Origin of the sequence: Shinella zoogloeoides (assembly GCF_003574625.1) — a bacterium.
GTDB lineage: Bacteria > Pseudomonadota > Alphaproteobacteria > Rhizobiales > Rhizobiaceae > Shinella > Shinella zoogloeoides_A.
The window spans coordinates 19,626-45,476 of record NZ_QNUJ01000014.1 but is presented as its reverse complement, the minus strand read 5'-3'; the positions used below and the strand labels follow the sequence as shown (position 1 = coordinate 45,476).

Below are 25,851 nucleotides of genomic sequence, written 5' to 3'. Positions count from 1 at the left end.
CATGGCGACGAAAGCGCGTCCGACAACGATCAAGAAGATTGTCGCGGAGAACCGCAAGGCCCGCTACAACTACGAGATCGTGGATACCTACGAGGCCGGTCTCGTGCTGACCGGCACGGAGGTCAAGTCGCTGCGCGAAGGCAAGGCGAATATCGCCGAATCCTACGCCTCCGACGAGGGTGGCGAAATCTGGCTGATCAATTCCTACCTGCCGGAATACCTGCAGGCGAACCGCTTCAACCACGAGACGCGGCGGCGGCGCAAACTCCTCCTGTCGCGTCGCGAGATCCATCGCCTGCGCGTCGCGATCAACCGAGAGGGCATGACCCTCGTGCCGCTGAAGATCTATTTCAACGACAGCGGCCGGGCCAAGCTCGAACTCGCGCTCGCCAAGGGCAAGAAGCTGCACGACAAGCGCGAGACGGAGAAGGAACGCGACTGGAACCGCCAGAAGGGCCGGCTGCTGCGCGAACGCGGCTGATCCGGCCTTCGGTCTTCCTCAGAACTGGTTGTAGAGCTGGTTGATCACCGACTGGCGGGCGGCGAGCGCAAGCTGCTCGTTGCTCGCGGGCGCCGGCACGTCCGGCGAGGGCGCAGGATTGGCGCTTGGCGTGCGCGCGGTCAGGAACGACGACATCAGGGCGTCGAGATCCGTACTTTCGATGGCGAGCCGTGCGCTCGGGTTGCGTTCCGCGGCAACGCGTGTGTCAGGCGTCGACTGCGTGGCGGAGACGGTGCTGACGGGCTGGGTCGCAAGCCCCGGCTGGCCGTTCGGCGCATAGAGGAAGGCGAGATCGCCGATCTCTTCCGCCGCATCGGAGGGAGCGGAAACTGTCGTCACCGGCTGCGGGCCGCTCAGTGCGGCCAAGGCTTCCGCTGCGGGGCGGCTTTCGGCGATGCGCGATGCGAGCGCGCTCGATGCGGCCCGGTAGCTGTTGCTCGAAAGCGATACTGCGTCCACCATTTTCCGGAAATCCTGATGCGAAGTGACTGTAGGATTTCGCAATATCAGCAAAGTCTTGCGGAACGTTAACGAGGGGCAGGGGCATTTGAATCAATGTTTAACGAACATTGAATATGGCGGATTTCCGGGTTCACGGAAGAGTATGAAAAGGGAGGGCCGCGTGCGATGGCCCGCTTTGTCCAGCTAGCGGCCGCGCCATTCGCCGCGTGTCATCTCGTACCAGACATCGCCTTGCTCGCTGCCGGCAATCGGGTCGGGATAGTCGATATGGTCGGTGCGCGTATATCTCATGCCCAGCTTTTCCATCACGCGGCGCGATCCACGGTTCACCACCATCGTGGTCGCCACGATCCTGTCATAGCCGCCGTGTTCGAAACCCCAGCCGACGAGGGCGAGGGCGCCTTCCGAGGCCAGCCCCTGTCCCCAGTCCTCCCGGCGCAGGCGATATCCGAGTTCGGCAAGGGCCTCGCCCTCCGGCCAGAGGCAGAACCATCCCACGAAGGCGCCGCCGGCCGTGCGCCGCGCCGTCCAGACATGAGGTTCCGTTCCCTCCGGCATGAGGAATGTCGCGCTAGGATCTGCCCGCGCTCGATCGACCGCGTGGCCGCCATTGAGGAAGCGCATGACCTCGGGGTCGCGTTCGAGGGCGATGAAATCGTCGCGGTCATCCGGGCGACAGGGGCGGAGCGTCAGCCGTGTCGTCTGCAAGACAGCCATTCTCGTGCATCCCCTCCGCTGACGGCTTGAAGAGGCGGAGCCTGCCGCCTCAGTCCGCGGCGGTTTCCACGGGCTCGGCCGTGCGCTGCGGGCGCTCGGATGGGTCGCGGCCGATCTCGGCCTTCAGCGTGCCGAGGTCGATGAAATAGTCGGCCTGGCGGCGCAGGTCGTCGGCGATCATCGGCGGCTGGGTCTGCATGGTGGAGACGACGGAGACCTTGCGGCCCCTGCGCTGCAGCGCCTCGACGAGCGTGGTGAAGTCGCCGTCGCCGGAAAAGATGACGAGGTGGTCGACCGTCTCGGACTGCTCCATCGCGTCGATGGCCAGCTCGATATCCATGTTCCCCTTGATCTTGCGGCGGCCGAGCGAGTCGGTGAATTCCTTGGCCGGCTTGGTGACGACCTTGTAGCCATTATAGTCCAGCCAGTCGATCAGCGGGCGGATGGAGGAATATTCCTGGTCCTCGATGAGGGCGGTATAGTAATAGGCGCGCAGCAGGTAGCCACGCTTCTGGAAGGCCTTCAGAAGCTTCCTGTAGTCTATGTCGAAGCCGAGTGTCCTGGACGCCGCATAGAGATTTGCACCGTCGATGAAGAGGGCGATTTTCTCGCGGGGGTCGAACATGTCGCGCAATCCTTTAAATAGAAGTTGAGGAAAAGGTTGGGTTTCAGCCGGTTTCTGCTTGCCCGGTGCACATTCCGGTTGAATTACCTATTTTTCATATAATATTCATTTAGGGCAGCCGCCGCCGGTTTCCAAGCAAATCTAGGTTGCGCCGTTCAATTTTGTTTCCGGCATCGTTTCAGTAAATTCAATGACTTCCGAATTGGGGAATAGTTCCCGCGCTTTACCCCATTTGTCCGATATTTCGCCCTTCCGCCTCCCCTAGCGGGAGGCATCAATCAGAAGTTATATGGGCAACCTTACGACATGCCCCGCCGGGGGCGCGGGAAGGAAAAACTTGAATTTCCGGCCCGATCCCTGTATCGGGCATGCAAACTCCTGAAATTCTCGATCACAAAGGACAGGCAATGGCCCGTGTCACCGTTGAAGATTGCATTGACAAGGTAGACAACCGCTTCGAGCTGGTTCTTCTTGCAAGCCATCGCGCCCGCCTCATCTCGCAGGGCGCCGCCATCACCATCGACCGCGACAACGACAAGAACCCGGTCGTCGCGCTGCGCGAGATCGCCGACGAAACCCTTTCGCCCGACGACCTCAAGGAAGACCTGATCCACTCGCTGCAGAAGCATGTGGAAGTGGACGAGCCCGAGCCCGATCCGGCCAGCCTCATTGCCGACGATGCGACGACCGCCACCGTCGACGAGGACGAGGACCAGCCGGAAACCATCGCCTTCGACCGCATGTCGGAAGAAGAGCTTCTGGCCGGCATCGAAGGCCTCGTTCCGCCGGAAAAGAGCGACGATTACTGATTTCGGTAACTTACCGAAACCTTTGCTGTTGCGAATGCCGGTGCGCCCCTTTTAAGTTGGGGCGCACTTTTTTTTGCCCTGCGGGAGCGGGGAGAAAGCCGACCGAGGATGATGCGTCAATATGAACTCGTTGAGCGGGTTCAGAAATACAAGCCCGATGCCAACGAAGCCCTGCTGAACAAGGCCTATGTCTATGCCATGCAGAAGCATGGACAGCAGAAGCGGGCGAGCGGCGATCCCTATATCTCGCATCCCCTCGAAGTCGCCGCCATCCTGACGGACATGCGCCTCGACGAATCCACCATCGCGGTGGCCCTGCTGCACGATACGATCGAGGACACCAGCGCCACGCGCGCCGAGATCGACGAACTGTTCGGCGAGGATATTGGCGCGCTGGTCGAGGGCCTCACCAAGATCAAGAAACTCGACCTCGTTTCCAAGAAGGCCAAGCAGGCCGAGAACCTGCGCAAGCTGCTGCTCGCCATTTCCGACGACGTGCGCGTGCTCCTCGTCAAGCTTGCCGACCGCCTGCACAACATGCGCACGCTCGACCACATGTCGCCGGAAAAGCGCGCCCGCATCTCCGAAGAGACGATGGACATCTATGCGCCGCTGGCCGGCCGCATGGGCATGCAGGACATGCGCGAGGAGCTGGAGGACCTGTCCTTCCGCTACATCAACCCGGAGGCCTACGAGACCGTCAGCCGCAAGCTGGAGGAGCTTTCCCGGCGCAACGAGGGCCTGATCCGCAAGATCGAGGAGGAGCTGCGCGAGCTGCTGGTGACGAACGGCCTCGACGAGGCGCTGGTCAAGGGCCGGCAGAAGAAGCCCTATTCGGTCTTCCGCAAGATGCAGTCGAAGTCGCTGTCCTTCGAGCAGCTCTCCGACGTCTATGCCTTCCGCATCCTCGTCGGCGACATTCCCGCCTGCTATGCGGCGCTCGGCATCGTGCACACACGCTGGCGCGTCGTGCCGGGCCGCTTCAAGGACTATATCTCGACGCCGAAGCAGAACGACTACCAGTCGATCCACACGACCATCGTCGGCCCCTCGCGCCAGCGCATCGAGCTGCAGATCCGCACCAAGCGCATGCACGAGATCGCCGAATACGGTATCGCCGCCCATTCGCTCTACAAGGACAAGGAAGCCGCCGGCGCGGACGAGGTGCGCTCGCCGCGCTCCAACGCCTATGCCATGCTGCGCCGGACCATCGAGGCGCTGGCCGAGGGCGACAATCCGGAAGAGTTCCTGGAGCACACCAAGCTGGAGCTCTTCCAGGACCAGGTCTTCACCTTCACGCCGAAGGGCCAGCTCATCACGCTGCCGCGCGGCGCGACGCCCATCGATTTCGCCTATGCGGTGCACACCAATATCGGCGACACCTGCGTCGGTGCCAAGATCAACGGCCGCATCATGCCGCTCGTCACCCGCCTCAACAATGGCGACGAGGTCGAGATCATCCGCTCCGGAATCCAGGTGCCGCCGCCGGCCTGGGAGGAGATCGTCGTCACCGGCAAGGCGCGCGCCGCCATCCGCCGCGCGACCCGTGCCGCCGTGCGCAAGCAATATTCCGGCCTCGGCTACCGCATTCTGGAGCGCACCTTCGAGCGCGCCGGAAAGCAGTTCTCCCGCGACGGGCTGAAGCCGGTGCTGCATCGCCTCGGCCAGAAGGAGGTGGAGGACGCCATCGCCTCCGTCGGGCGCGGCGAGCTTTCCTCGCTCGACGTGCTGCGCGCCGTCTTCCCGGATTACCAGGACGAGCGCGTGACGGTGAAGCCGAGCTCGGACGACGGCTGGTTCAACATGCGCAGTGCGGCCGGCATGGTCTTCAAGCTGCCGGGCAAGAACAAGGCGGCGCTGGAGCGCGAGGAGGGCGAGGCCGGCCCCGATGCGCTGCCGATCCGCGGCCTTTCCGGCAACGCCGAAGTGCACTTCTCCGCCGGCGGCGCCGTGCCGGGCGACCGCATCGTCGGCATCATGGAGAAGGACAAGGGCATCACCATCTACCCGATCCAGTCGCCGGCGCTGCAGAAGTTCGACGACGAGCCGGAGCGCTGGATCGACGTGCGCTGGGACCTCGACGAGGCGAACAACACCCGCTTCATGGCGCGCATCATGATCAACGCGCTGAACGAGCCGGGCACGCTGGCCGAGGTCACGCAGACCATCGCCACCAGCGACATCAACATCCGCTCCATGTCGATGGCGCGCGTGGCGGCCGACTTTACCGAGGTGCATATCGATCTGGAGGTCTGGGACCTGCGCCAGCTCAACCAGCTCATCGGCCAGTTGAAGGAACTGCAGTGCGTTTCGACGATCAATCGTGTCTTCGCGTGACGGTCCCATGCAAAAATGTGGCGACCTGCCTCGATTGAGGCAGGTTTGCCCAAGATTTGACCAGCCGTTATGCGCGTTCCGCATGGCTGTATTGGGATAGTGTCGCTGGTGCGAAGGGGCGGGTAAACCTATCTTCTGCGTCGGGAGGTAACCGAACGAGGTTTACCAATGTTGAAGCAGATCAAGAATTTCACCCGCGCCCTGCGCATCCCGAATGCCGACGAGCGCGAGATGGCCTACCTGAACGCCGCCATCGACCGCATCGACCTGGAATACCGCCAGCGTCAGATCGACCGCGGCCTCTTCCGCAGGTCCTACTAAGGCTTCGGCTTGCCGTGTGGCGCAGATCGCTGCGCCACGGCGGCTGCCGCATCCGGCGCCATGGCGGCGCCGCCATTGAAATGCCACCAACGGATCGGCTATGTCTGGGCGATGTTGTTCCGACGCCGAAAGAAGGCCTCCTGGCCCGAGCGATTGCGCGAATTCTTCTGGCCGCGCAAGGGGTTCTCGCGTCCCGCGCGCTACCTCGCCAAGCGCATCCTGCGCCTTTCCGCTTCGCCCCATGCGATTGCGGCGGGGGTCGCGGCCGGTACTTTCTCCGCCTTCACGCCGCTGCTCGGCTTCCATGTCATCCTCGCCCTTGCGCTCGCCTACCTGACAGCCGGCAATCTCGTCGCCGCGGCGCTCGCCACGACCATCGCCAATCCGCTGACCATCCCGCTCATCGCCCTTGCGACCTTCCGCGTCGGCGAGGGGCTGCTCGGCATCCGTTCGGGCGAGGCGATCAGCGCGGCGGACCTCTTCCACCGCATGGAACATCTGCAATTTTCCGAGCTCTGGCATCCTGTGCTTGAGCCGATGCTCGTCGGCGCGCTCGTCCTCGGCGGCGGCGCGGCTTTCCTCGCCTATGGCGCAACCCGCCTTGCGGCGCGTTCGGTGGCGGCGCGGCGCCATGCCCGCCTCGTGAAGCGCGTGCCCGTCCTTTCCCATGGAGACACTCCCCTATGATCATCGGCATCGGCAGCGACCTCATCGACATCCGCCGGGTGGAGAAGTCGCTGGAGCGCTTCGGCGAACGCTTCACGGAGCGCTGCTTCACCGAGATCGAGCGGGCGAAGTCCGACGGCCGCCGCAACCGCGCGGCCTCCTACGCCAAGCGTTTCGCCGCCAAGGAAGCCTGTTCCAAGGCGCTCGGCACGGGGCTGGCGCAGGGCGTGTTCTGGAAGGACATGGGCGTCGTCAACCTGCCGGGCGGCAAGCCGACCATGCGGCTGACCGGCGGCGCGCTCGAAAAACTGAAGCAGCTCCTGCCCGAGGGGCACGAGGCGCGCATCCACATCACCATTACCGACGATTTCCCGCTGGCGCAGGCATTCGTGATCATCGAGGCGCTGCCGGCCGGAACGTCCGGCTAGCCGGTGTTTCGCCATGTGTCTTTTTGACCGACACGATTTCCAACAGGCAACCTTTCCTCTATAGAGGGCCCCATGTTTGCAAATAAGGACAAGTCCGGCGTGGCAGAGAAGACTGATAAGGCTGAGAGCGGCCTGTGGGAAAACGTCAAGGTCATCATCCAGGCGCTGCTGCTCGCCGTGGTGATCCGCACGGTGCTTTTCCAGCCCTTCACCATCCCCTCGGGCTCGATGATGCCGACGCTGCTCGTCGGCGACTATCTCTTCGTCAACAAGTTCTCCTACGGCTATTCGAAGTATTCGCTGCCGTTCTCGCCGAACCTGTTCTCGGGCCGCATCTTCGCCAGCGAGCCGAAGCGCGGCGACATCGTCGTCTTCCGCTTCCCGCCGAACCCCGACATCGACTACATCAAGCGCCTCGTCGGCCTGCCGGGCGACCATGTGCAGGTCAAGGACAGTGTTCTCTACGTCAACGGCCAGCCCGTGCCGCGCGAGCATAACGGCTTCTTCCGCGCCGACGACCAGTACGACACCGGCGAGGACGTGCCGGTCTTCCGCGAGACCATGGACAACGGCGTTTCCTACGATACGCTGGATACCCGTCCGGGCACCGTCGGCGACAACACGCGCGAGTTCATCGTGCCGGAAGGCCATTATTTCATGATGGGCGACAACCGCGACAACTCGGCCGACAGCCGCTTCGACGTGGGCTTCGTGCCGGCCGAGAACCTGATCGGCCGCGCAAGCCTCATCTTCTTCTCGCTGGGGCATGACACGTCGTTCAGCGAAGTCTGGAAGTGGCCGACCAACCTGCGCTGGGACCGCCTCTTCAAGGTCGTTGAATGAAGGGCGCCATACCGCTGAACGACGCGAACCGGAAAGCCCTCGAAGAGCTGATCGGCTACGTCTTCACCGACAAGGACCGTCTCGACCGGGCGATCACCCATGCCAGCGCCCGGCCCGGCAAGGGCAGCAACTACGAGCGGCTGGAATTCCTCGGCGACCGGGTCCTCGGGCTCTGCGTCGCCGAGATGCTGTTCCGCACCTTCCGCGAGGCGAAGGAGGGCGAGCTTTCCGTCCGCCTCAACCAGCTCGTCAGCGCCGAGAGCTGCGCGGCGGTCTCCGACGACCTCGCCCTTCACCGCTTCATCCGCACCGGCGCGGACGTCAAGAAGCTCACCGGAAAAGCCATGATGAACGTCAGGGCTGATGTGGTAGAGTCGCTGATCGCCGCGATCTATCTCGACGGCGGGCTGGAGGCGGCGCGCGGCTTCATCCTGGCCAACTGGGAGGGCAGGGCCGCCCGGGCGGAAGGCGCGCGGCGCGACGCCAAGACGGAATTGCAGGAATGGGCGCATGCCCGGTTCGGCGTGACGCCGAACTACCGGGTGGATGAGCGCTCCGGACCGGACCACGACCCGCGCTTCACCGTGACGGTGGAGATCAGGGGCGTGAAGCCGGAAACGGGCACCGACCGCTCGAAACGGGCCGCCGAGCAGGTGGCCGCGACGAAGATTCTGGAACGCGAAGGCGTCTGGCCCAAGGGCGGCGCCTGAGGCGATTTCGGCAGGAGCCCTAGGGCTTTGCGCCCGGAACTGCCTGAAAACACAAGATTGACGGACACCATGACCGAAGAAAACCAGACCCCCGCCGAGACCGGCACGACCGGTGAGGGCGCGACCCGCTCGGGCTTCGTGGCGCTGATCGGCGCGACCAATGCCGGCAAGTCGACCCTCGTCAACCGCCTCGTCGGCGCGAAGGTGTCGATCGTCAGCCACAAGGTCCAGACGACGCGCGCCATCGTGCGCGGCATCGCGATCCACGATAACGCCCAGATCGTCTTCATGGACACGCCCGGTATCTTCAAGCCGCGCCGCCGGCTCGACCGCGCCATGGTCACGACCGCCTGGGGCGGCGCCAAGGATGCCGATTTCATCATGTTCCTGATCGACAGCGAGCGTGGCCTCAAGGGCGATGCCGAGACCATCCTGGAGGGCCTGAAGGAAGTCCACCAGCCGAAGATCCTCGTCCTCAACAAGGTTGACCGGGTGAAGCCGGAGGACCTGCTGAAGCTGACGGCGGCGGTGAACGAGGTCGTCAAGTTCGAGCGCACCTTCATGATCTCGGCCCTCAACGGCTCGGGCTGCGAGGACGTGATGAACTACCTCGCCGCCGCGCTGCCGGAAGGCCCCTGGTACTATCCGGAAGACCAGATCTCCGACCTGCCCATGCGCCAGCTCGCCGCCGAGATCACTCGCGAAAAGCTGTTCCTGCGCCTGCACCAGGAGCTTCCCTATTCCTCGCATGTCGAGACGGAGAAGTGGGAGGAGCGCAAGGACGGCTCGGTGCGCATCGAGCAGGTCATCTATGTCGAGCGCGACAGCCAGAAGAAGATCGCGCTCGGCAAGAATGGCGAGGCGATCAAGGCGATCTCCATGGCCTCGCGCAAGGAACTGTCGGACATCCTCGAACAGCCCGTGCACCTCTTCCTGTTCGTGAAGGTGCGCGAGAACTGGGGTGACGACCCGGCCCGCTTCCGCGAAATGGGGCTGGATTTCCCGACGTCGTAGTTGGGGGAAGACCCCTCCCCAACCCCTCCCCACAAGGGGGAGGGGCTTAACTTGCCGCTCCGTTGGCATTCACTATAGAACGGTGAGCAAGCCTCCTCCTTCTCCCCCCTTGTGGGGGAGATGCCGGCAGGCAGAGGGGGTATCGGCTACGCCCGAGCGCGCCGTTCCGGCTTCTGCGCGCCCTCGCGCGCCTTGTCGATGAGCCGCTGCATGGCCCAGATGCCGAGATCTTCCAGGGTGAGGGGGCGGCTGATCAGGTAGCCCTGGTAGAGGTCGCAGCCCGCCGCGGCGAGCAGCGTCATCTTCTCGGTCGTATCGATGCCCTCGGCGATCACCGACATGTCCTGCGCGTGGCAGAGCGCGACGAGCGCCCGCAGCGTCGGCAAGGCGGCCGAGCGGGTGAGGCTTTCGACGAGCGCGCGGTCGAGCTTGATGGTCTCGGCCGGATATTCGATGATCTGCTGCACCGAGGTATAGCCCGCCCCGAAATCGTCGATGGAGATGCGGAAGCCGCGGCTGCGCAGGATCTCGATATTGCGGCGCGACTGCTCGCCGAGCTTCACCGCGAAGGTTTCCGTCAGCTCGATCTCGATGAGGCGCGTGTCGACGCCGTGCCGGTCGGCACACTCGCAGAAATGGTCGCTGATCGATTTCGTATAGAGTTCCGCCGACGAGATGTTGATGCAGAGGATCGTCTCGGCGCCGAAGAGCTTGCGGATCCGGCCATGGTCGGCCATGGCCCGGTCGATCACCCACCAGTCGATCTTGCTGAAGAGGCCGGTGGTCTCCGCGATCGGGATGAACTCGTCCGGCGTTACGCTGCCGAGTGCGGGAGAGGTCCAGCGCAGCAGCGCCTCGCAGCCCGTCACGCGGCCGTGGCCGTCGACGATGGGCATGTAGACGAGGTGGAATTCCTCGTCGGGATCGAGGACGCGCAACTCCTCCTCGATGCGGCGCTGGCGGGTGCGCTTTTCGTGCAGCGAGCGCGAATAGCGGGCCGAGCCGTTCTTGCCCTGCGATTTCGCCTGGTACATGGCCGCATCGGCATTGGCGATCAGCTCCGGCAGGGTACGGGCATCTTCCGGATAGACGGCGATGCCGATGCTCGCCGTCACCGGATAGGCCTTGTCCAGAACCTCGAAGCCTTCCGCAAAGAGCGAGAGGATGTTGCTTGCCATCTCGGTGATCGTGCCGCCGCCCGGCTGACAGCGCAGCATGATGGCGAATTCGTCGCCGGAAAGGCGGGCGAAGAGGCCGTCCGGCAGGCCGCGATCCGCGACGATGCGGGCGACGATGGCCGAGATGCGGTCGGCAAGCGTCTTCAGGAGCTCGTCGCCGATCTTGTGGCCGTGCTTGTCGTTGACGAACTTGAAGTTGTCGACGTCGATGAAGAGCAGCGTGCAGCCGAGGCCGGCTTCCTCGGCCTCTTCCAGAAGCTGCGTGGAGCGGATGTTGAAATATTCGCGGTTGGAGATGCCCGTCAGCGTATCCGTCCAGGAAGCGTTCTGCACGAGGTCGAAGGACTGCATGGAATGGTCGTGCAGCCGTTTGACATTGGCCGAAAGACGGCCGATCTCGCCCACTTCGTCCATTGCCAGGATGCCGCTGCGGCTGCCGGTCATGACGTCTGTAAGCTGGCGGTCGAGCCGCGCGATGGGATTGGTGATGTAGCGCCGCACGAGCAGCAGCACGAGGCCGATGGTGCAGAGGCTGAGCGCGATGGCGCCGAGCGCGAGCAGGCTCTTCAGCGTCCCCAGCCGGCTTTCGAGGAAGGCGGCGTCGGGCGTCAGGCGGGCGAAGAGCGAGGGGCCGAGCGTCGCGGTGGCCGAGAGCGCACCCTGCGCAAGGAACTGGTGCTGCCCGATCTCGATCGCCGCGCCATATTCCTTTTCGAGCGTGCGCTTCATCTCGAGAAAGGCATTGGGCCGCACGGCGGTCTGCACGAGGATCGCGCTGTCCTTGGCGCTGGCGACCGGCCGGTTGAAGGTCAGCGGATCGATGAATTCGGAATGCACGATCAGCGGCTCGATGCCGGCCGTGTCGAGATAGGCCCAGGACGAAAGGCGCGGGCTCGCGATGACCTGCCGGGCATGGGCGAGCTGCTGCGGCGTGATCTCGGCGAACGGATCGGCGCTGTCCTCGTAATAATAGTCGACCGTCAGCGGCGGGCGGATGATCGCGACCGAGATGAACTTCTTTCGGTCGTCGGAAAGCGAGGTGATGCTCTGCTGCAGGCGCACGCCGAGCGCCGTGCTGCGATAGCCCGCATCCGGCTCGTTGACGAAGAGGCGCACCGTATCGCCGGCGACGAGCGAATAGATGAGGCTGCGGTTCTGCGTCACTTCGTTCTGGAAGAGCGCGGTGAGCAGGCCCATCTGCTGCCACAGGCGCGCACGCTCCAGCCCGAGGATCGCGGAGCCCTGGACATAGTAGATGAGGGAGGCCGCGAGCACATAGCCCGAGAGGACGACCGGGAAGATGAGGGCGAGGGCGCGTTTACCGAGCGTCACTGAGTTGGGCCAGACTGCTGATGATGCGGCGGCGGGCCTGGACCGATTGGACGGTCAGTTCCTCCTGAAGCTGGCTTCTGGCCAGGATTTCCGGTGCGGCATAGATTTCAGGATTGGAGCGGATGTCTTGCGGCAGCAGCGCGAGCGCTGCGGTGCTTGCGGTGGGCATGTTGAGCTTGAGGGCGTTGCGCGCGCCGTTCTTCGCATTGCTGATATAGTCGACCAGCCGCAGCGCGTTCGCCTTGTCCCGCGAGCGCTCGCTGACGGTGATGCAGTCGAGCCAGGAGAGCGTGCCTTCCTTCGGCACGGCATAGCGCCAGAGGCCCGGCGCGTTGACCTTGCCGTTCAGCGTGTACTGGTCGCCGCTATAGCCGAGCGCCATGTAGATATTCGGCCCCTTGTCGGCGCTCTGGATCGAGGTGATGACGTAGTCGTAGGTCAGCACATAGGGAAGCTGCACCTTCATCAGCTCGAACGCCGCCTTCAACGTTTCGTTGTCGTTGGCATTGACCGACTTGCCGAGCAGCACGAGCGGCGCGACGAAGGCTTCCGCATGGTCGTCGTACATGGCGATGTGGCCGCGCAGGCTTTCCGCCGGCTTCATCAGGTCCGCCCAGGAGGAGGGCGCCTCGGTGATCTTGTCGGAACGGTAGAGGATGCCCATCGTGCCCCAGAGATAGGGCACGCCATAGCCGCCGCAACGCTTCGTCCAGCTTTCCTCGAAGTCCTTCAGCGCGGGCACGTTCTTGCGGTCGAGCGCCATGATGATGCCGCGGTTGCCGTAGAGCTTCGCGCCGTTCTCGTTGGTGACGACCACGTCGATATTGCTGTTCGGATCGGCGAGGATCTCGTCGCGGGCATCGCCGCTGTCGTAGAAGATCTGGCGCACCTCGATGCCGGTCTCGACCGTGAAATCGGCGAGGATCTGCTCGTCGATATAGGTTTCCCAGATGAGGAGATTGAGCGTCGCCGCGTGGGCTGGAGCGGCCGCGGCGATGGCCGTCAGAGAGACTGCTGCAAGAAATGCGCCGCGCATGCCGAAGGCCCCGTTGCCGTTACGCAAGGCAGGATAGTCGGCAAGGCTTTATGAAGGGTTACAACCGCCAAGCCCCCTTTTTTGTCCATTCAACCCTGATGCGGCGGCGCAAGGCCGCGCGGCCGGTGATATATTGTGGACGTGGCCCGCCTCGGCAGGCCCGGTGGTTGGCCTGTCGCCATGCGCTCACTATGGTCGCCGCCCGCACCATCACGAGGAGTTCGACGTGGCCCCGACACCGCTCAAGATCGCCAACCTGATCGCCGCCGAGATCAAGGCGACCTCCGTGCAGGTCTCCGCCGCCGTGGAACTGCTGGACGAGGGTGCGACCGTGCCCTTCATCGCGCGCTACCGCAAGGAGGTGACGGGCGGCCTCGACGATACGCAGCTGCGCACGCTCGCCGAGCGGCTGACCTATCTGCGCGAGCTGGAGGCCCGCCGCGCCTCGATCCTCGATTCCATCGCGGGGCAGGGCAAGCTGACGGACGAGCTGGCCGCCAAGATCGCCACGGTCACCACCAAGGCCGAGCTCGAGGACATCTACCTGCCCTACAAGCCCAAGCGCCGCACCAAGGCGGAGATCGCCCGCGAGCGCGGCCTCGGCCCGCTGGCCGAGCAAATCCTTGCCGACCGCGCGCTGGTGCCGGCCGAGCTTGCGGAAAAGTTCCTCTCCGCCGAGGTGCCTGACATGAAGGCCGCGCTGGAAGGCGCGCGCGACATCGTCGCCGAGCAGTTGACGGAAAATGCCGACCTCCTCAAGCGCCTGCGCGAATACATGAAGGACAACGCCTTCCTGCGTTCCCGCGTCGTGGAGGGCAAGCAGGAGGCCGGCGCCAAGTTCTCCGACTATTTCGACCACACCGAACGCTGGGCGACCGTTCCGGGCCACCGCGCGCTCGCCATGCTGCGCGGCTGGAACGAGGAGTTCCTGTCGGTCGATATCGTCGTCGACCAGGACAGCACCGAGCCGGTCAAGCCCGTCGAGCGCATCATCGCCTCGTTCTATGCCGTCGGCACGAAGCCGGGCGACAAGTGGCTGGCCGAGGTGATCGGCTGGACCTGGCGCGTCAAGCTCTCCATGTCGCTCTCGCTTGACCTCATGCGCGAGATGCGCGAGCGCTCCGAAGAAGAGGCGATCCGCGTCTTTGCCCGCAATCTCAAGGACCTGCTGCTCGCCGCGCCCGCCGGCACGCGCGCCACGATGGGGCTCGATCCGGGCATCCGCACCGGCGTCAAGGTGGCCGTGGTCGACAATACCGGCAAGGTGGTCGAGACGACGACGGTCTATCCCTTCCCGCCGAAGAACGACGTGCGCGGCACGCAGGCCGAGCTTGCAAGCCTCATCCGCAAGCACAAGGTCGAGCTGATCGCCATCGGCAACGGCACGGGCAGCCGCGAGACGGAAAAGCTGGTGGCCGACATGCTCGCCCAGCTTCCCGCGCCCAAGCCCACCAAGGTTATCGTCTCGGAGGCCGGCGCCTCGGTCTATTCCGCGTCTGAAACGGCCGCCGCGGAATTCCCGAACCTCGACGTTTCGCTGCGCGGGGCCGTCTCCATCGCCCGCCGTCTGCAGGATCCGCTGGCGGAGCTGGTGAAGATCGAGCCGAAATCGATCGGCGTCGGCCAGTACCAGCACGACGTCGACCAGGGCAAGCTCTCGCGCTCGCTGGATGCGGTGGTGGAGGACGCGGTGAACGCCGTCGGCGTCGATCTCAACACCGCCTCCGCGCCGCTGCTCGCGCGCGTTTCCGGCCTCGGAAAATCCTCGGCGGAGGCCATCGTCGCGCATCGCGATGCGAACGGCCCCTTCGAGAGCCGCAAGGAGCTGATGAAGGTCTCGCGCCTCGGCGCGCGCACCTTCGAGCAATGCGCCGGCTTCCTGCGCATCCCGAACGGCAAGGAGCCGCTCGATGCCTCCTCCGTGCACCCGGAAGCCTATGGCGTTGCCAAGAAGATCGTCGCCGCCTGCGGGCGCGACCTGCGCGCCTTGATGGGCGACAGCGTGGCGCTGAAGGCGCTCGACCCGAAGGTCTTCGTCGACGAGCGCTTCGGCCTGCCGACCGTCAGGGACATTCTCGCCGAACTCGAAAAGCCCGGTCGCGACCCGCGCCCGGAATTCAAGACCGCGACCTTCGCCGACGGCATCGACGACATCAAGGACCTCAAGGTCGGCATGCTGCTGGAGGGCACGGTGACGAACGTCGCCGCCTTCGGCGCCTTCGTCGATATCGGCGTGCATCAGGACGGCCTCGTGCACGTCTCCCAGCTCGCCGACCGCTTCGTCAAGGATCCGCATGAAGTGGTGAAGGCTGGCGACGTGGTGAAGGTGCGGGTGACGGAGGTGGACGTGCCGCGCAAGCGCATCGGCCTCACCATGCGCAAGGACGGCGGAGCGCCGGCCGCCCGCGACAATGCGCCCCGGAATGACCGCACTGCCGGCATGAAGCCGAAGTTCAGCCAGGCCGCGCCGAAGCAGCAGGCGCCCGCGCAGGGTGCTTTCGGAGCCGCGCTCGCCGAGGCGATGAAACGGAAATAGGGGCATGAGCCCAAATTTTCCTAATGGCTGGCGGCAGAAATCGTCGTTTGTCTTGTCCCTTATGCTCGCCCATAGTCGCGGTGTGGGCGGGCTGAACGGGCCGGGGCAAGGCGCACCGGTGCCCGAAAGACAGGAAAATACACGATGACGATCACGATTTCACGCCGGCAGGCGATTGCCGGCGCTTTCCTTGCCGTTCCCGCGGTCTCCGCGCTTGCCGGCACCGCGGTGGCGGCCGGGGAGGGCAAACTGAAAAAGCGGCTCGCGGAACTCGAAGGGCGGCACAAGGGCCGCATCGGCGTTGCCATACATAATCTCGCGACGGGCGCCCAACTCGGCCACCGCGCCGACGAGCGCTTCCTGATGTGCAGCACTTTCAAGTCGCTGCTGGCAGGCCATATCCTCGCCCGCGTCGACCGCAAGGAGGAAGACCTCGACCGCCGTATCGTCGTGAAGAAATCCGACCTCGTGGACTGGTCCCCGGTGGTGGAGAAGCGCGTTGGCGGCGACGGGATCTCGATTGCCGAACTCTGCGCGGCGACGATCACGCTCAGCGACAATGCCGCTGCCAATCTTCTGCTTGCGGCCTCCGGCGGACCGAAGGCGGTGACGCAGTTCCTGCGCGGCTTCGGCGACGAGGTGACCCGCCTCGACCGCACCGAGCCCAAGCTCAACTACCACGATGCGCCGGACGACGAGCGCGACACGACGACCCCGCTCGCCATGACCGAAACGCTGCGCCGGCTGGTCGTGTCCGACGTGCTTTCGCCATCGTCGAAGGCGCAGCTTGCCGCCTGGCTGGTGATGAACAAGACCGGCGACACGCGGCTGCGCGCCGGCTTCCCGGCGGACTGGATGACCGGCGACAAGACCGGCACGAACGGCGACAAGCAGGGCAATGCCAATGACGTGGCCGTCGCCTGGTCGCCGGATCGCGGCGCGATCGTCGTCACGGCCTTCTGCGAGATCCCAGGCATTTCCGGCGACGAGCGCAATGCCGTCATCGCCGAGATCGGCCGCATCGCCGCCGAGGTCTGATTGTTGGGGGGGCGCTGCCGAAGGGCGGCGCCTTCACCCTTCGAGATCGGCCTGCAGCGCCGAAAGCACGGTCATCGCATGGCCGGCATATTGGCTGATCCAGCGGTCGTGGATCGCCTGGATCGGCAGGGCGTTGAGATGGTTCCAGCGCTCGCGGCCCTCGCGGCGAGGAATGATCAGCTCCGCCTCCTCCAGCACCTTCAGGTGCTGCATGACCGTGCAGCGGTCCATCTCCGGAAACCTTTCGCAGAGCGCGCCCGTTGTCAGCGGCGCATCCCTGATCGCATCCAGCATCTGCCGCCTTTTGCCGTTGGCGAGCGCCTTGAAAACGGCGTCCTCTTTCGATTCGCTTGACATGTTATGTTTTTATAACATATTTTGACCGGGTACAAGATCGAGAAGAGGGCGGGGTAGCGCCCAAGGAGGACGGCATGACGCTGGAATTTCGCGTGAACGGCCGGATCGGCAAGCCGGTCGCCGAGGTTTTCGATGCTGTGGTCAATCCGAAGAAGCTGAGCGGCTATTTCACCACGATCGGTGGGGCGAGTGCACCGCTGGTCGAAGGCACGACGGTGACATGGTGGGGCATGGCCCCGGTCATCGTCGACAGGGTGGAGAAGGACGCGCTCATCTCCTTCCGCTGGGACGCCATGGTCGACAAGGACGAGGAGCCCTACAAGACGCGCGTCGAGATGCGCTTCAAGCCGCTCGACGACGGCGGCACGATGGTCACCATCGCCGAGACCGGCTGGCGCGAGAACGCCCGCGGCCAGAAATCCTCCTACATGAATTGCGAGGGCTGGTCGCAGATGCTCGCCTGCATGAAGGCCTATGTCGAATACGGCATCAACCTGCGCGAGGGCTATTACCCGAGCGAGATGAAGGGCGTCGTCACATCCGAGCAGCAGGATTTCACCTGATGCGGAAAGGGCGCTATCGCTGTGAAGCGATAGCGCCCTTTGAAAGCCGGACTTGACGGTCCCTAGATGGCGGCCGGCGGCACGAAGCCGTTGGCCGCCGCCACCGGCGTTATCTCCTCCGCAGGCGTCTGATGCTGCAGCACGACGACGCGGCTGCCGCTCGGCACGCGGCCGTAGAGGTCGATGATGTCCTGGTTGAAGAGGCGGATGCAGCCGCTCGAAACGGCCTTGCCGATCGACCACGGCTCGGACGTGCCGTGGATGCGGAACAGCGTGTCCTTGCCGTCCTTGTAGAGATAGAGCGCGCGCGGCCCGAGCGGATTGGTCAGGCCCGGCTCCATGCCGTTCGCCCATTTGAGGTTCCGCTCCGGTTCGCGCTTGATCATGCTCGGTGTCGGCGTCCAGCGCGGCCATTCCGCCTTGCGGCCGATGCGCGCCGCGCCCTCGAATTCCAGTCCCGCCTTGCCGACGCCGATGCCGTAGCGCATCGCCATGCCTTCACCCTGCACGAGGTAGAGGAACCGGTTCTGCGTATCGATGACGATCGTGCCGGCGGGCTCCATCGTCTGGTAGGCCACCTGCTGGCGGAAATATTTCGGGTTCACCCGGCTGATGTCCATCGCCGGCAGCGGGAAGCGCTCTTCCGGCTGCGGCCCGTACATGGCGACATGCATCGGGTCCGGCCCCTTCCTCACCGGCTTTGCGGTGGTGACGCAGCCGGCAAGCGTTGCGGCGACGGCGAGAAGGGCGAGGGCGCGGGACACACACATGAAAGGGCACCTGTATCTGGAACTGCAATGCGGCCTCTTGGCCTTGGCCGGGGTCTATAAAGCCAAAGGCGGCGCCGGCAGGGCGAGAAGAAAGCGAAACTGTGGCAAGGGGTTAGGTGTGGCGATATGGCCACGCACCCGTGCTTGGAGTTGCCCCTCATCCGCCTGCCGGCCGTTCTCCTCGGCTGCGGGGAGACGGTCAGGGGCAAGGCAGCATGCGCTGCGCTTGCTCCCGCCCCATCGAGGGCGTAAGGCTTTGCCATGCAATGGAGTGACGAAGCCATCGTTCTGGGCGTGCGGCGCCACGGCGAGACGTCGGTGATCGCCGAGGTGATGACGCGTGGCCGCGGCCGGCATCTCGGCATGGTGCGCGGCGGCCGGTCGCGGACGATGCAGCCGGTGCTTCAGCCCGGCAATTCCGTTGAAGTGACATGGCGCGCGCGGCTCGACGAGCATCTCGGCGAGTTCCGCCTCGAGCCGCTGGAGCTTCGCGCCGGCCGCCTCATGGAGACCGCGACGGCCGTCTACGGCGTGCAGGCCATGGCGGCGCTGCTGCGCTTCCTGCCGGAGCGCGATCCCCATCCCCATCTCTACGAGGCGCTGTCGGTCATCCTCGACCATCTGCACGAGCCGGCCGATGCCGGCGAGCTCTTTATCCGCTTCGAGCTCGCCGTGCTGAACGACCTCGGCTTCGGCCTCGATCTCCTCGAATGCGTGGCGACCGGCAGCCGCGACGACCTCTGCTACGTCTCGCCGAAATCCGGTCGCGCCGTCTCGCGCGCGGCGGGCGCGCCCTGGGCGGACAAGATGCTGGCGCTTCCCGGCTTCCTCGGCGACGAGAGCCGGCACGCCGCCGATGCCGCCGCGCTCGCCGATGGTTTCCGCCTGACCGCCTTCTTCCTCAACCGCCATGTCTGCGAGCCGCGCGGGCTGGAGCTTGCGAGCGCCCGCGAAGGCTTCGTGCAGGCGGCGCTGAAGGCGCTCGGCCGGCAGGACGGGGAACGCAGGGAGGCACATGCATGACGGTCGAGATCTATCCGGGGATGACGGTTGCCGGCGTCGGCACACTGCCGCTCGACGTGGTGGCGCGCGACGGCGGCCTCAAGGTGCTGCGGGCGATACTTTCCGGCGATCTGCCCGCGCCGCCGATGGCAAGGACCCTCGCCTTCAGCATGACCGAGGTGGAGGAGGGGCGTGTCGTCTTCGCCGGCATGCCGTCCGCCGATCACCTCAATCCGCTCGGCACGGTGCATGGCGGCTGGACGGCGACGGTGATGGATTCGGCGCTCGGCTGTGCCGTCTTCTCGACCGTCAGGCCGGGCGAGGCCTATACGACCATCGAGTTCAAGCTGAACCTCGTGCGCCCCGTGCTGCCCGGCATGGGCGAGGTGTTCTGCGAGGGAAGGATCGTCCATCGCGGCCGCACCATCGCCACGTCGGAAGCGTGGCTGCGCGACGGCAAGGGCAAGCTGCTCGCCCACGGCACGGAGACCTGCGCCATCTTCCCCATCGAAAATCTGATGCGCTGAGCGGCGAAGAGATCGCCTGCCTGAAACGTAACTACGTTTGGCGTTTGATAAAAACCGGGTAGTGTTCCGCCCGGACAGTGCCGCTCTGGAGTCGCAATGCTTGAAATACTCGGCCTCGTCGCCTTTGGCCTGGCGCTCTATACCCTCAATGCCTCGCGCAACAGCGCGCAGAAACTCGGCGATGAGGTGATGCGCCTCCGGCAGGAGGTCGAGGCCCTGAAGGCTGGCGGCGTGCCCCTTGCAGCGGCGGCCCCCGCCGAAGAGACGGCCGAAGCCGCGACGGAAGAACTGCCCGAGCCGCCGGCGGAGGAGGAGGGTTTCTCCAGCCCCTGGGCGGCGGCGCAGGCGGACGAGGCCGGCAAGGGCCGCTCCATCTTCGGCGGCGACACGCCCGCCGTGCCGGCCGATGCCGTGGCCGCAAGCGAGACGGCGGAAGAGACCGTCGCCGTGCCGCCCGCCGCCGCGCCGGTAAGGCCGAAGGAAAGCTTCGAGAGCCGCATCGGCGCGCGCTGGGCCGTCTGGGTCGGCGGCATCGCGCTCGCGCTCGGCGGCATCTTCATGGTCAAGTATTCCATCGAGGCGGGACTTCTCAGCCCCGCCGTGCGGCTGTCGCTCGCGGCGCTCTTTGGCCTCGTGCTGATGGCGGCCGGCGAATTCGTGCGCCGCCGCACCCAGCCGCTCATCGCCAACGCCTTCCAGAACGCCATGATCCCCGGCGTGCTGACGGCGGCGGGCGCCATCACGCTCTTCGCCGTGACCTATGTCGCCTATGCCTTCTACGCCTATCTCGGCGCGCCGGCCGCCTTCGTGCTGCTCGCCGTCGTCGCCTTCGCCACCATCGGCCTTTCGCTGCTGCACGGGCAGGCGCTGGCCGGCCTCGGCCTGCTCGCCTCGCTGCTGACGCCCGCGCTGGTCTCGACCAGCGAGCCGAACCCGTGGGGCCTCTTCGGCTTCCTCGGCATCGCCTGGCTTGCCACCTTCGCCGCCTCGCGCATCCGCCGCTGGCAGGTCGTGCCGGCGCTCGCCAATGTCGGCATGGCCCTCTGGGCCTTGCTCTATCTCTCGCAGGCCGACACGGTCGAGGTGCTGCCGGTGCTGCTGGCCATGCTCGTGCTCGCCCTCGGCCACGGCCTCCTCTGGCCGGGCAGCATCACGGCGGACGAGATGCCCGCGCCGACGGGCGCGTCCTCCGGCGATCCGCTCGACCGCCTCTTCGCCCCGCCCGCCGTCGCGGTGTCGCTGACCGGCGCGCTCGCCATGCTCTTCCCGGCGCTGATGCTCGCCGGCAAGGTGCCCGTGGTCGCCTCCGCCGATTACGGCTTCGTCGCCGTCGTCCTCGCGCTCGCGCTGCTCGGCGCGCTACGCTGCTGGGCGATCTATCCGGCCGTCTTCTCGGCCGTCGGCGCGGTGGCCGGCACCGTGGCGATGTCCGCCATGCCGGTCGGCCTGTTCATCGATACGCTTGGCGTGGTCGCCCCGCCGACGCTCGACGGGACGACCCTGCCGGTTCCCGTCCTCGGGCCGGCTCCCGTCCTCGGCTCCGTGCCGGTCGGTCTGCTGCTGGCGCTTGCCGTCGCCTATGCGGCCGTCGGCCTTGCGGCGGTACGCCTGCGCCTTGCCGGCTCCGGCCTCTTCGCCGCGATCTGGAGCCTGCTCGCGCCGGCCGTGCCGCTGGCGATCCTCGCGATCAGCTTCCTCACCTTCGGCAATCTCTCCTTCGACCTGAAGCACGGCCTTCTCGCCGTCGTTCTCGGCCTCGTCTTCCTCGGCGCCGCCGAGGCGTTCTCGCGCGGAAGGCAGGAGACGGACGGCGTCTTCGTCCCGCAATGGGCGCTCGCCGCCGGGGGCTTCGCCTTCCTCGTCCTGGCGCTGCATGCGCTGACCGACGGCCTTGCCACCACGCTCGGCATCGCGCTCCTCGGCGCCGCCGCCGTCTTCGCCACGCGCCTTCGCCGCTGGCCGGTGCTGCCCTGGCTGATGGCGGGCGCGGCCCTCGTGGTCGCCGGCCGCATCGCCTGGGAGCCGACCATCGTCGGCGCCGCGAACCTTTCCAAGATGCCGGTCTTCAACCAGCTTCTCGCCGGCTACGGCATTCCGGCCGCGTTGCTCGCGCTTTCGGCCTTCGAGCTGCGCCGCTGGCCGGATATGCGCATCCGCAATCTCCTCCAGGCGCTCGCCAGCCTCTTCCTGCTGCTGACCGCCGCCATCCTCGTGCGCCACGGCATGAACGGCGGCGTGCTCGACAGCTCCGTGCCGACGCTCGGCGAGCAGGCGATCTACACGCTGCTGGTCATCGGCGCCTCGGCGACCATGATGTCGCTCGACCTCAAGTCGCCGAGCCCGGTCTTCCGCTATGGCTCCATGGCGGTCGGCGGGCTCTCGGTCCTTTCGGTGCTGAGCGCCCATTTCATCGGGCTCAATCCCTATTTCACCGGCGAGCTGCTCGGCAGGTGGCCGTTCTTCGACCTTTTGCTGATCGGCTATCTCATTCCCGGCATCGCCTATGGCGGGCTTGCCTGGTATGCGCGGAACCGCCGGCCGCTGCCCTATGTCATCATGCTGGCGCTCACCGGCGTCGCGCTCGCCTTCGCCTGGGTCACGCTCTCCGTCCGCCGCTACTGGCACGGCGAGGGCATTGCTGACTGGAAGGGTTTCCTCCAGCCGGAGACCTATACCTATTCGGTCGTCTGGCTGCTTCTCGGCGTGGCGCTGCTTGCCGTCGGCTCGAAGTTCGATTCCAAGAGCATCCGCCTTGCCTCCGCCGGCCTCGTGCTGATCGCCGTCGTCAAGGTCTTCCTCATCGACATGTCGAACCTCGAAGGCATCCTGCGGGCGCTCTCCTTCATCGGCCTCGGCGCGGTGCTGATCGGCATCGGCCTGTTCTACCAGAAGATCCTCTCGGGAAAGGCCGGGACGGAGGAAAAGGTGGAATTGAACGCGTCGCCCTGACGGGATAGGTCTCGGGCAGTCTTTTTCGGGGTGCCCATGTCCTTCACCTGCCTCGCCGCCGCCTTCTCGCCTCTCGGGGATCTTGCCGGACGCCTGCTGCCGCAGGCCTTCGCCGCCGACGACGGTTCGCACGACGCCGCCCATCTCATCCGCGTGTGGAAGAGCGCCCGCCGCATCCAGGCGGAGGAGGGCGGGGACCTCCGGCTCCTCGCCGCCGCCGTGCTGCTGCACGATTGCGTGGCGGTGGAGAAGAATTCGCCGCTGCGCCGGCAAGCCTCGCGCCTCGCCGCCGAAAAGGCCGCGGGCCTGCTTGCCGCCGAGGGCTGGAGCGAGGCGGATATCGCCGCCGTCGCCCATGCCATCCTCACGCACAGCTTCTCCGCCGATATCCCGCCGGAAACGCTGGAGGCGAAAATCCTGCAGGACGCCGACCGGCTGGACGCCATCGGCATGGTCGGCGCGGCGCGCTGCTTCTATATCGCGGGCCGCATGGGCAGCGGCCTCTACGATCCGCTGGATCCGCTCGCCGAGCACCGCCCCCTCGACGACAAGGCCTTCGCCATCGACCATTTCGAGGTGAAGCTCTTCCGGCTGGCAGATGACTTCCGCACGAAGGCGGGCGCGCGCATGGCCAAGGCCCGCACGGAGCGCCTGCGCGCCATCCGCGACATGCTTCTGGATGAAATCTGAGCGAAAACATGCTTTTGTGCCGCCGGATTGAATCGATCCGGCAAGGCGTTGAATCGAAGTTTCAGGAAAGGTCGTCCCATGAAGGTCGAGGCTCTCAATATCCATCCGCTGAAGAGCGGCCGGGCCATTCCCGTCGAGAGCGCTTCCGTGCGCCTCGACGGCCTTGCCGGCGACCGGCGCTTCATGATCGTCGAGCCGGACGGACGCTGCATCACCCAGCGCGAGTTGCAGGCGCTGGCGCGTGTCGAGGCGACGCCGGTCGGCGAGAGCCTGCATCTGGAGATGGAGGGCCGCCAGCTCTTCGCGAGCTTCGAGCCGGAAGACCGCCTCGACGTGACGATCTGGGATACGCCCGTCAATGCCGCGGTGGCCGACGAGGCGGTGAACGAGGCGCTGTCGGACTGGTTCGCCCGGCCCGTGAAGCTGGTGCACATGGATGCGGCGGCACACCGCGCCGAGGGCGAGGAGTGGGCCGGAAAGCCGGTGCCGGTGCGTTTTGCGGACGGTTTTCCCGTCCTCGTCACCACGACGGGCTCGCTGGCCGACCTCAACCGCACGCTCGTCGCCAAGGGGCAGGAGCCGGTCGGCATGGACCGCTTCCGCACCAATATCCTCGTCACCTGCGAGGAGCCCTGGCAGGAGGATTTCTGGCAAACCATCGAGATCGGCGGCGTCACCTTCGACCTCGTCAAGCCTTGCGCCCGCTGCATCATGACCACGCAGGACCAGATGACCGGCGAGCGCATCGGTGGCAACCCGATCCAGGGCCTTGCGGAAAAGCGCATGTCGGCCGACCGCCGCGTGCCCGGCGTCCTCTTCGGCTGGAACGCGGTCCCGCGCGGCGAGGGTGACATCCGCCTCGGTGACGTGGTGGAGGTGAAGGGCACGCGCGCCGAGCGCTGGCCGCTCAAGGTGCGGGCGTAAACCTCACCCGCTCTTCCATCAACCCGGTTGATCGTCCGCTCAATTAAATTCGTTTTCGTTCATCGATGGCGGCGCGTAGGGTCCGTGTCCCTGGAGCAATTCCAGCAAAAGCGTGAAGCGGTTTTGCGTCCTGGAATTGCGTGAAGAAAAAGAATTAGAGCGTTTTCGCGATTCGAAGAAAAGCGGAAATGCTCTAATGGAGACCATCATGTCCGCCACCACCGTTACGGCTCCGGCCGCGAGCCGGCCGATGCCCTGGCTCATCATCGTCGCCGGTTCGCTGATCGCCGTGCTGACCTTCGGCCCGCGCTCGGCGATGGGTTTCTTCCAGCTTCCGATGCTACAGGATACCGGCTGGGACCGCACGACCTTCGGCCTCGCCATGGCCTTGCAGAACCTCGCCTGGGGCGTCAGCCAGCCCTTCTTCGGCGCCATCGCCGACAAGTTCGGCACCTGGCGCGTACTGCTCGTCTCGGGGCTCGTCTATGCGCTCGGCCTTTTCCTGATGTCGCTCGGCACCTCGCCGCTCTGGCTGCATGTCGGCGGCGGCGTGCTGGTCGGGCTCGGCGTCGGGGCCGGCTCCTTCGGCATCCTGCTCTCCGCCTTCGCCCGCAACGTCACGCCGGACCAGCGCTCCATGGCCTTCGGCATCTGCACGGCGGCGGGCTCTGCCGGCATGTTCCTCTTCGCGCCGCTCTCGCAGGGCCTGATCAGCGCCTTCGGCTGGTCCGACAGCCTCGTCTGGCTCGGCGTCATGATGCTTCTCGTGCCGCTCCTCGGCATTCCGCTGCGCGGCAATTCCTCCTCCGGCATCACCGCCGCCAGCGACTACAAGCAGACCATCGGCGAGGCGCTGCGCGAGGCGCTCGGCCACCGCAGCTATCTTCTGCTCACCGCCGGCTTCTTCGTCTGTGGCTATCAGGTCGCCTTCATCACCGCGCATTTCCCGGCCTATCTCGGCGATATCGGCATCGATGCGCGCTATGCGGTGATCGCGCTGGCGCTGATCGGCTTCTTCAACGTCATCGGCTCGCTTGCCGCCGGCTTCATCGGCCAGCGTTACTCGAAGCCCTATTTCCTCGCCTATATCTACCTTGCCCGCTCGGTGGCGGTCTCGGCCTTCATCCTCCTGCCGAAGTCGCCGGCCTCCGTCATCATTTTTGCCGTGGTGATGGGCCTGCTCTGGCTCTCCACCGTGCCGCCGACCAACGGCCTCGTCGCTATCATGTTCGGCACCAAGCATCTCGGCCTGCTCGGCGGCATCGTCTTCCTGTCGCACCAGGTCGGCTCGTTCCTCGGCGTGTGGATGGGCGGCTATCTCTACGACCATTTCGGCACCTACGATCCGGTGTGGTGGCTGGGCGTCGCGCTCGGTATCTTCGCGGCGATCGTGCACTGGCCGATCGAGGAGAAGGGTGTCGCCCGCCCGGCGATGGCCTGAAACTCATCACGCCGCCGCCCGAAGGAATTCGGGCGGCGCGCCTTGCAAAGCGTCATAAAAGTTTCTAAATCTGA

General features: G+C 65.6%; 25 protein-coding genes. 18 read left to right on the top strand and 7 right to left on the bottom strand.

What is annotated here, in order from left to right; all coding sequences use genetic code 11:
* Position 1: 1 nt before the first annotated feature.
* Positions 2 to 481, top strand: a complete 480-nt coding sequence (smpB, locus tag DSD28_RS23440) for an SsrA-binding protein SmpB (protein ID WP_119258846.1) — start codon at positions 2 to 4, stop codon at positions 479 to 481.
* Between the two features lie 18 nt (positions 482 to 499).
* On the opposite strand, the gene DSD28_RS23435 is transcribed toward smpB, so the two are convergent.
* The 3 genes from DSD28_RS23435 to DSD28_RS23425 form a co-directional block, all read right to left on the bottom strand.
* Complete coding sequence (locus DSD28_RS23435; protein ID WP_119258845.1) at positions 500 to 964, bottom strand: hypothetical protein; 465 nt, start codon at positions 962 to 964, stop codon at positions 500 to 502.
* Positions 965 to 1,147: 183 nt separating this feature from the next.
* Entirely contained in the window at positions 1,148 to 1,681 is a 534-nt protein-coding gene (locus DSD28_RS23430; protein WP_119258844.1) for a GNAT family N-acetyltransferase, read from the bottom strand.
* Positions 1,682 to 1,730: 49 nt separating this feature from the next.
* Complete coding sequence (locus tag DSD28_RS23425; protein ID WP_119258924.1) at positions 1,731 to 2,306, bottom strand: NYN domain-containing protein; 576 nt, start codon at positions 2,304 to 2,306, stop codon at positions 1,731 to 1,733.
* Between the two features lie 407 nt (positions 2,307 to 2,713).
* Here DSD28_RS23425 and rpoZ point away from each other — a divergent pair, with 407 nt between their 5' ends.
* The 8 genes from rpoZ to era all read left to right on the top strand — a co-directional run bounded on the left by rpoZ (position 2,714) and on the right by era (position 9,434).
* The gene (rpoZ, locus tag DSD28_RS23420; protein WP_119258843.1) at positions 2,714 to 3,115 is read left to right on the top strand and encodes a DNA-directed RNA polymerase subunit omega; all 402 of its coding nucleotides are present in this window, start codon (positions 2,714 to 2,716) and stop codon (positions 3,113 to 3,115) included.
* Between the two features lie 108 nt (positions 3,116 to 3,223).
* Positions 3,224 to 5,452: a RelA/SpoT family protein gene (locus DSD28_RS23415; protein ID WP_119258842.1), complete on the top strand. Its 2,229-nt coding sequence runs from the start codon at positions 3,224 to 3,226 to the stop codon at positions 5,450 to 5,452.
* Between the two features lie 168 nt (positions 5,453 to 5,620).
* Complete coding sequence (locus DSD28_RS23410) at positions 5,621 to 5,773, top strand: DUF3563 family protein (protein WP_119258841.1); 153 nt, start codon at positions 5,621 to 5,623, stop codon at positions 5,771 to 5,773.
* 111 nt (positions 5,774 to 5,884) lie between these two features.
* Positions 5,885 to 6,460, top strand: a complete 576-nt coding sequence (locus tag DSD28_RS23405) for a DUF2062 domain-containing protein (RefSeq protein ID WP_432430880.1) — start codon at positions 5,885 to 5,887, stop codon at positions 6,458 to 6,460.
* Positions 6,457 to 6,867 (top strand): holo-ACP synthase, encoded by a 411-nt coding sequence (gene acpS, locus DSD28_RS23400; protein WP_119258839.1) that lies wholly within the window; start codon positions 6,457 to 6,459, stop codon positions 6,865 to 6,867. The genes DSD28_RS23405 and acpS overlap by 4 nt, the downstream gene beginning before the upstream one ends.
* Before the next feature lie 72 nt (positions 6,868 to 6,939).
* A complete protein-coding gene (lepB, locus tag DSD28_RS23395) occupies positions 6,940 to 7,710 on the top strand; it encodes a signal peptidase I (RefSeq protein ID WP_413251117.1) in 771 nt (256 codons plus the stop codon).
* Positions 7,707 to 8,420, top strand: a complete 714-nt coding sequence (gene rnc, locus DSD28_RS23390; protein ID WP_119258838.1) for a ribonuclease III — start codon at positions 7,707 to 7,709, stop codon at positions 8,418 to 8,420. The genes lepB and rnc overlap by 4 nt, the downstream gene beginning before the upstream one ends.
* Before the next feature lie 69 nt (positions 8,421 to 8,489).
* Positions 8,490 to 9,434 carry a GTPase Era gene (gene era / locus DSD28_RS23385; protein WP_119258922.1) on the top strand — a complete coding sequence of 315 codons (945 nt, stop codon included), beginning with the start codon at positions 8,490 to 8,492 and terminating at the stop codon, positions 9,432 to 9,434.
* Positions 9,435 to 9,580: 146 nt separating this feature from the next.
* Here era and DSD28_RS23380 read toward each other — a convergent pair whose 3' ends face one another.
* Both DSD28_RS23380 and DSD28_RS23375 read right to left on the bottom strand, forming a co-directional pair.
* Positions 9,581 to 11,944 carry a putative bifunctional diguanylate cyclase/phosphodiesterase gene (locus DSD28_RS23380; protein ID WP_119258837.1) on the bottom strand — a complete coding sequence of 788 codons (2,364 nt, stop codon included), beginning with the start codon at positions 11,942 to 11,944 and terminating at the stop codon, positions 9,581 to 9,583.
* On the bottom strand, positions 11,931 to 12,980 hold the full coding sequence (locus tag DSD28_RS23375; protein WP_119258836.1) for a polyamine ABC transporter substrate-binding protein: 1,050 nt from the start codon (positions 12,978 to 12,980) through the stop codon (positions 11,931 to 11,933). The genes DSD28_RS23380 and DSD28_RS23375 overlap by 14 nt, the downstream gene beginning before the upstream one ends.
* A 226-nt stretch (positions 12,981 to 13,206) precedes the next feature.
* Between DSD28_RS23375 and DSD28_RS23370 the strand changes: the two genes are divergently transcribed.
* Together DSD28_RS23370 and bla are read left to right on the top strand one after the other, a co-directional pair.
* Positions 13,207 to 15,516 carry a Tex family protein gene (locus DSD28_RS23370; RefSeq protein WP_119258835.1) on the top strand — a complete coding sequence of 770 codons (2,310 nt, stop codon included), beginning with the start codon at positions 13,207 to 13,209 and terminating at the stop codon, positions 15,514 to 15,516.
* Between the two features lie 144 nt (positions 15,517 to 15,660).
* Positions 15,661 to 16,554 carry a BKC/GPC family carbapenem-hydrolyzing class A beta-lactamase gene (gene bla / locus DSD28_RS23365; protein ID WP_119258834.1) on the top strand — a complete coding sequence of 298 codons (894 nt, stop codon included), beginning with the start codon at positions 15,661 to 15,663 and terminating at the stop codon, positions 16,552 to 16,554.
* 33 nt (positions 16,555 to 16,587) lie between these two features.
* Here bla and DSD28_RS23360 read toward each other — a convergent pair whose 3' ends face one another.
* A complete protein-coding gene (locus DSD28_RS23360; RefSeq protein ID WP_119258833.1) occupies positions 16,588 to 16,911 on the bottom strand; it encodes an ArsR/SmtB family transcription factor in 324 nt (107 codons plus the stop codon).
* Positions 16,912 to 16,985: 74 nt separating this feature from the next.
* Here DSD28_RS23360 and DSD28_RS23355 point away from each other — a divergent pair, with 74 nt between their 5' ends.
* Positions 16,986 to 17,474 carry an SRPBCC domain-containing protein gene (locus DSD28_RS23355; RefSeq protein WP_119258832.1) on the top strand — a complete coding sequence of 163 codons (489 nt, stop codon included), beginning with the start codon at positions 16,986 to 16,988 and terminating at the stop codon, positions 17,472 to 17,474.
* A gap of 62 nt (positions 17,475 to 17,536) precedes the next feature.
* Here DSD28_RS23355 and DSD28_RS23350 read toward each other — a convergent pair whose 3' ends face one another.
* On the bottom strand, positions 17,537 to 18,244 hold the full coding sequence (locus tag DSD28_RS23350) for a L,D-transpeptidase (RefSeq protein ID WP_162911525.1): 708 nt from the start codon (positions 18,242 to 18,244) through the stop codon (positions 17,537 to 17,539).
* Positions 18,245 to 18,505: 261 nt separating this feature from the next.
* Between DSD28_RS23350 and recO the strand changes: the two genes are divergently transcribed.
* From recO to DSD28_RS23320, 6 genes are all read left to right on the top strand, one after another.
* Positions 18,506 to 19,267 carry a DNA repair protein RecO gene (gene recO, locus DSD28_RS23345; RefSeq protein WP_119258831.1) on the top strand — a complete coding sequence of 254 codons (762 nt, stop codon included), beginning with the start codon at positions 18,506 to 18,508 and terminating at the stop codon, positions 19,265 to 19,267.
* Complete coding sequence (locus DSD28_RS23340) at positions 19,264 to 19,773, top strand: PaaI family thioesterase (protein ID WP_119258830.1); 510 nt, start codon at positions 19,264 to 19,266, stop codon at positions 19,771 to 19,773. Before recO ends, DSD28_RS23340 begins: the two co-directional genes overlap by 4 nt.
* A gap of 96 nt (positions 19,774 to 19,869) precedes the next feature.
* Positions 19,870 to 22,722 carry a DUF2339 domain-containing protein gene (locus tag DSD28_RS23335; protein WP_119258829.1) on the top strand — a complete coding sequence of 951 codons (2,853 nt, stop codon included), beginning with the start codon at positions 19,870 to 19,872 and terminating at the stop codon, positions 22,720 to 22,722.
* Between the two features lie 36 nt (positions 22,723 to 22,758).
* Positions 22,759 to 23,412 carry an HD domain-containing protein gene (locus tag DSD28_RS23330; protein WP_119258828.1) on the top strand — a complete coding sequence of 218 codons (654 nt, stop codon included), beginning with the start codon at positions 22,759 to 22,761 and terminating at the stop codon, positions 23,410 to 23,412.
* Between the two features lie 78 nt (positions 23,413 to 23,490).
* Complete coding sequence (locus DSD28_RS23325; RefSeq protein WP_119258827.1) at positions 23,491 to 24,336, top strand: MOSC domain-containing protein; 846 nt, start codon at positions 23,491 to 23,493, stop codon at positions 24,334 to 24,336.
* 208 nt (positions 24,337 to 24,544) lie between these two features.
* Positions 24,545 to 25,777 carry an MFS transporter gene (locus DSD28_RS23320; RefSeq protein WP_119258920.1) on the top strand — a complete coding sequence of 411 codons (1,233 nt, stop codon included), beginning with the start codon at positions 24,545 to 24,547 and terminating at the stop codon, positions 25,775 to 25,777.
* Positions 25,778 to 25,851: the final 74 nt, after the last annotated feature.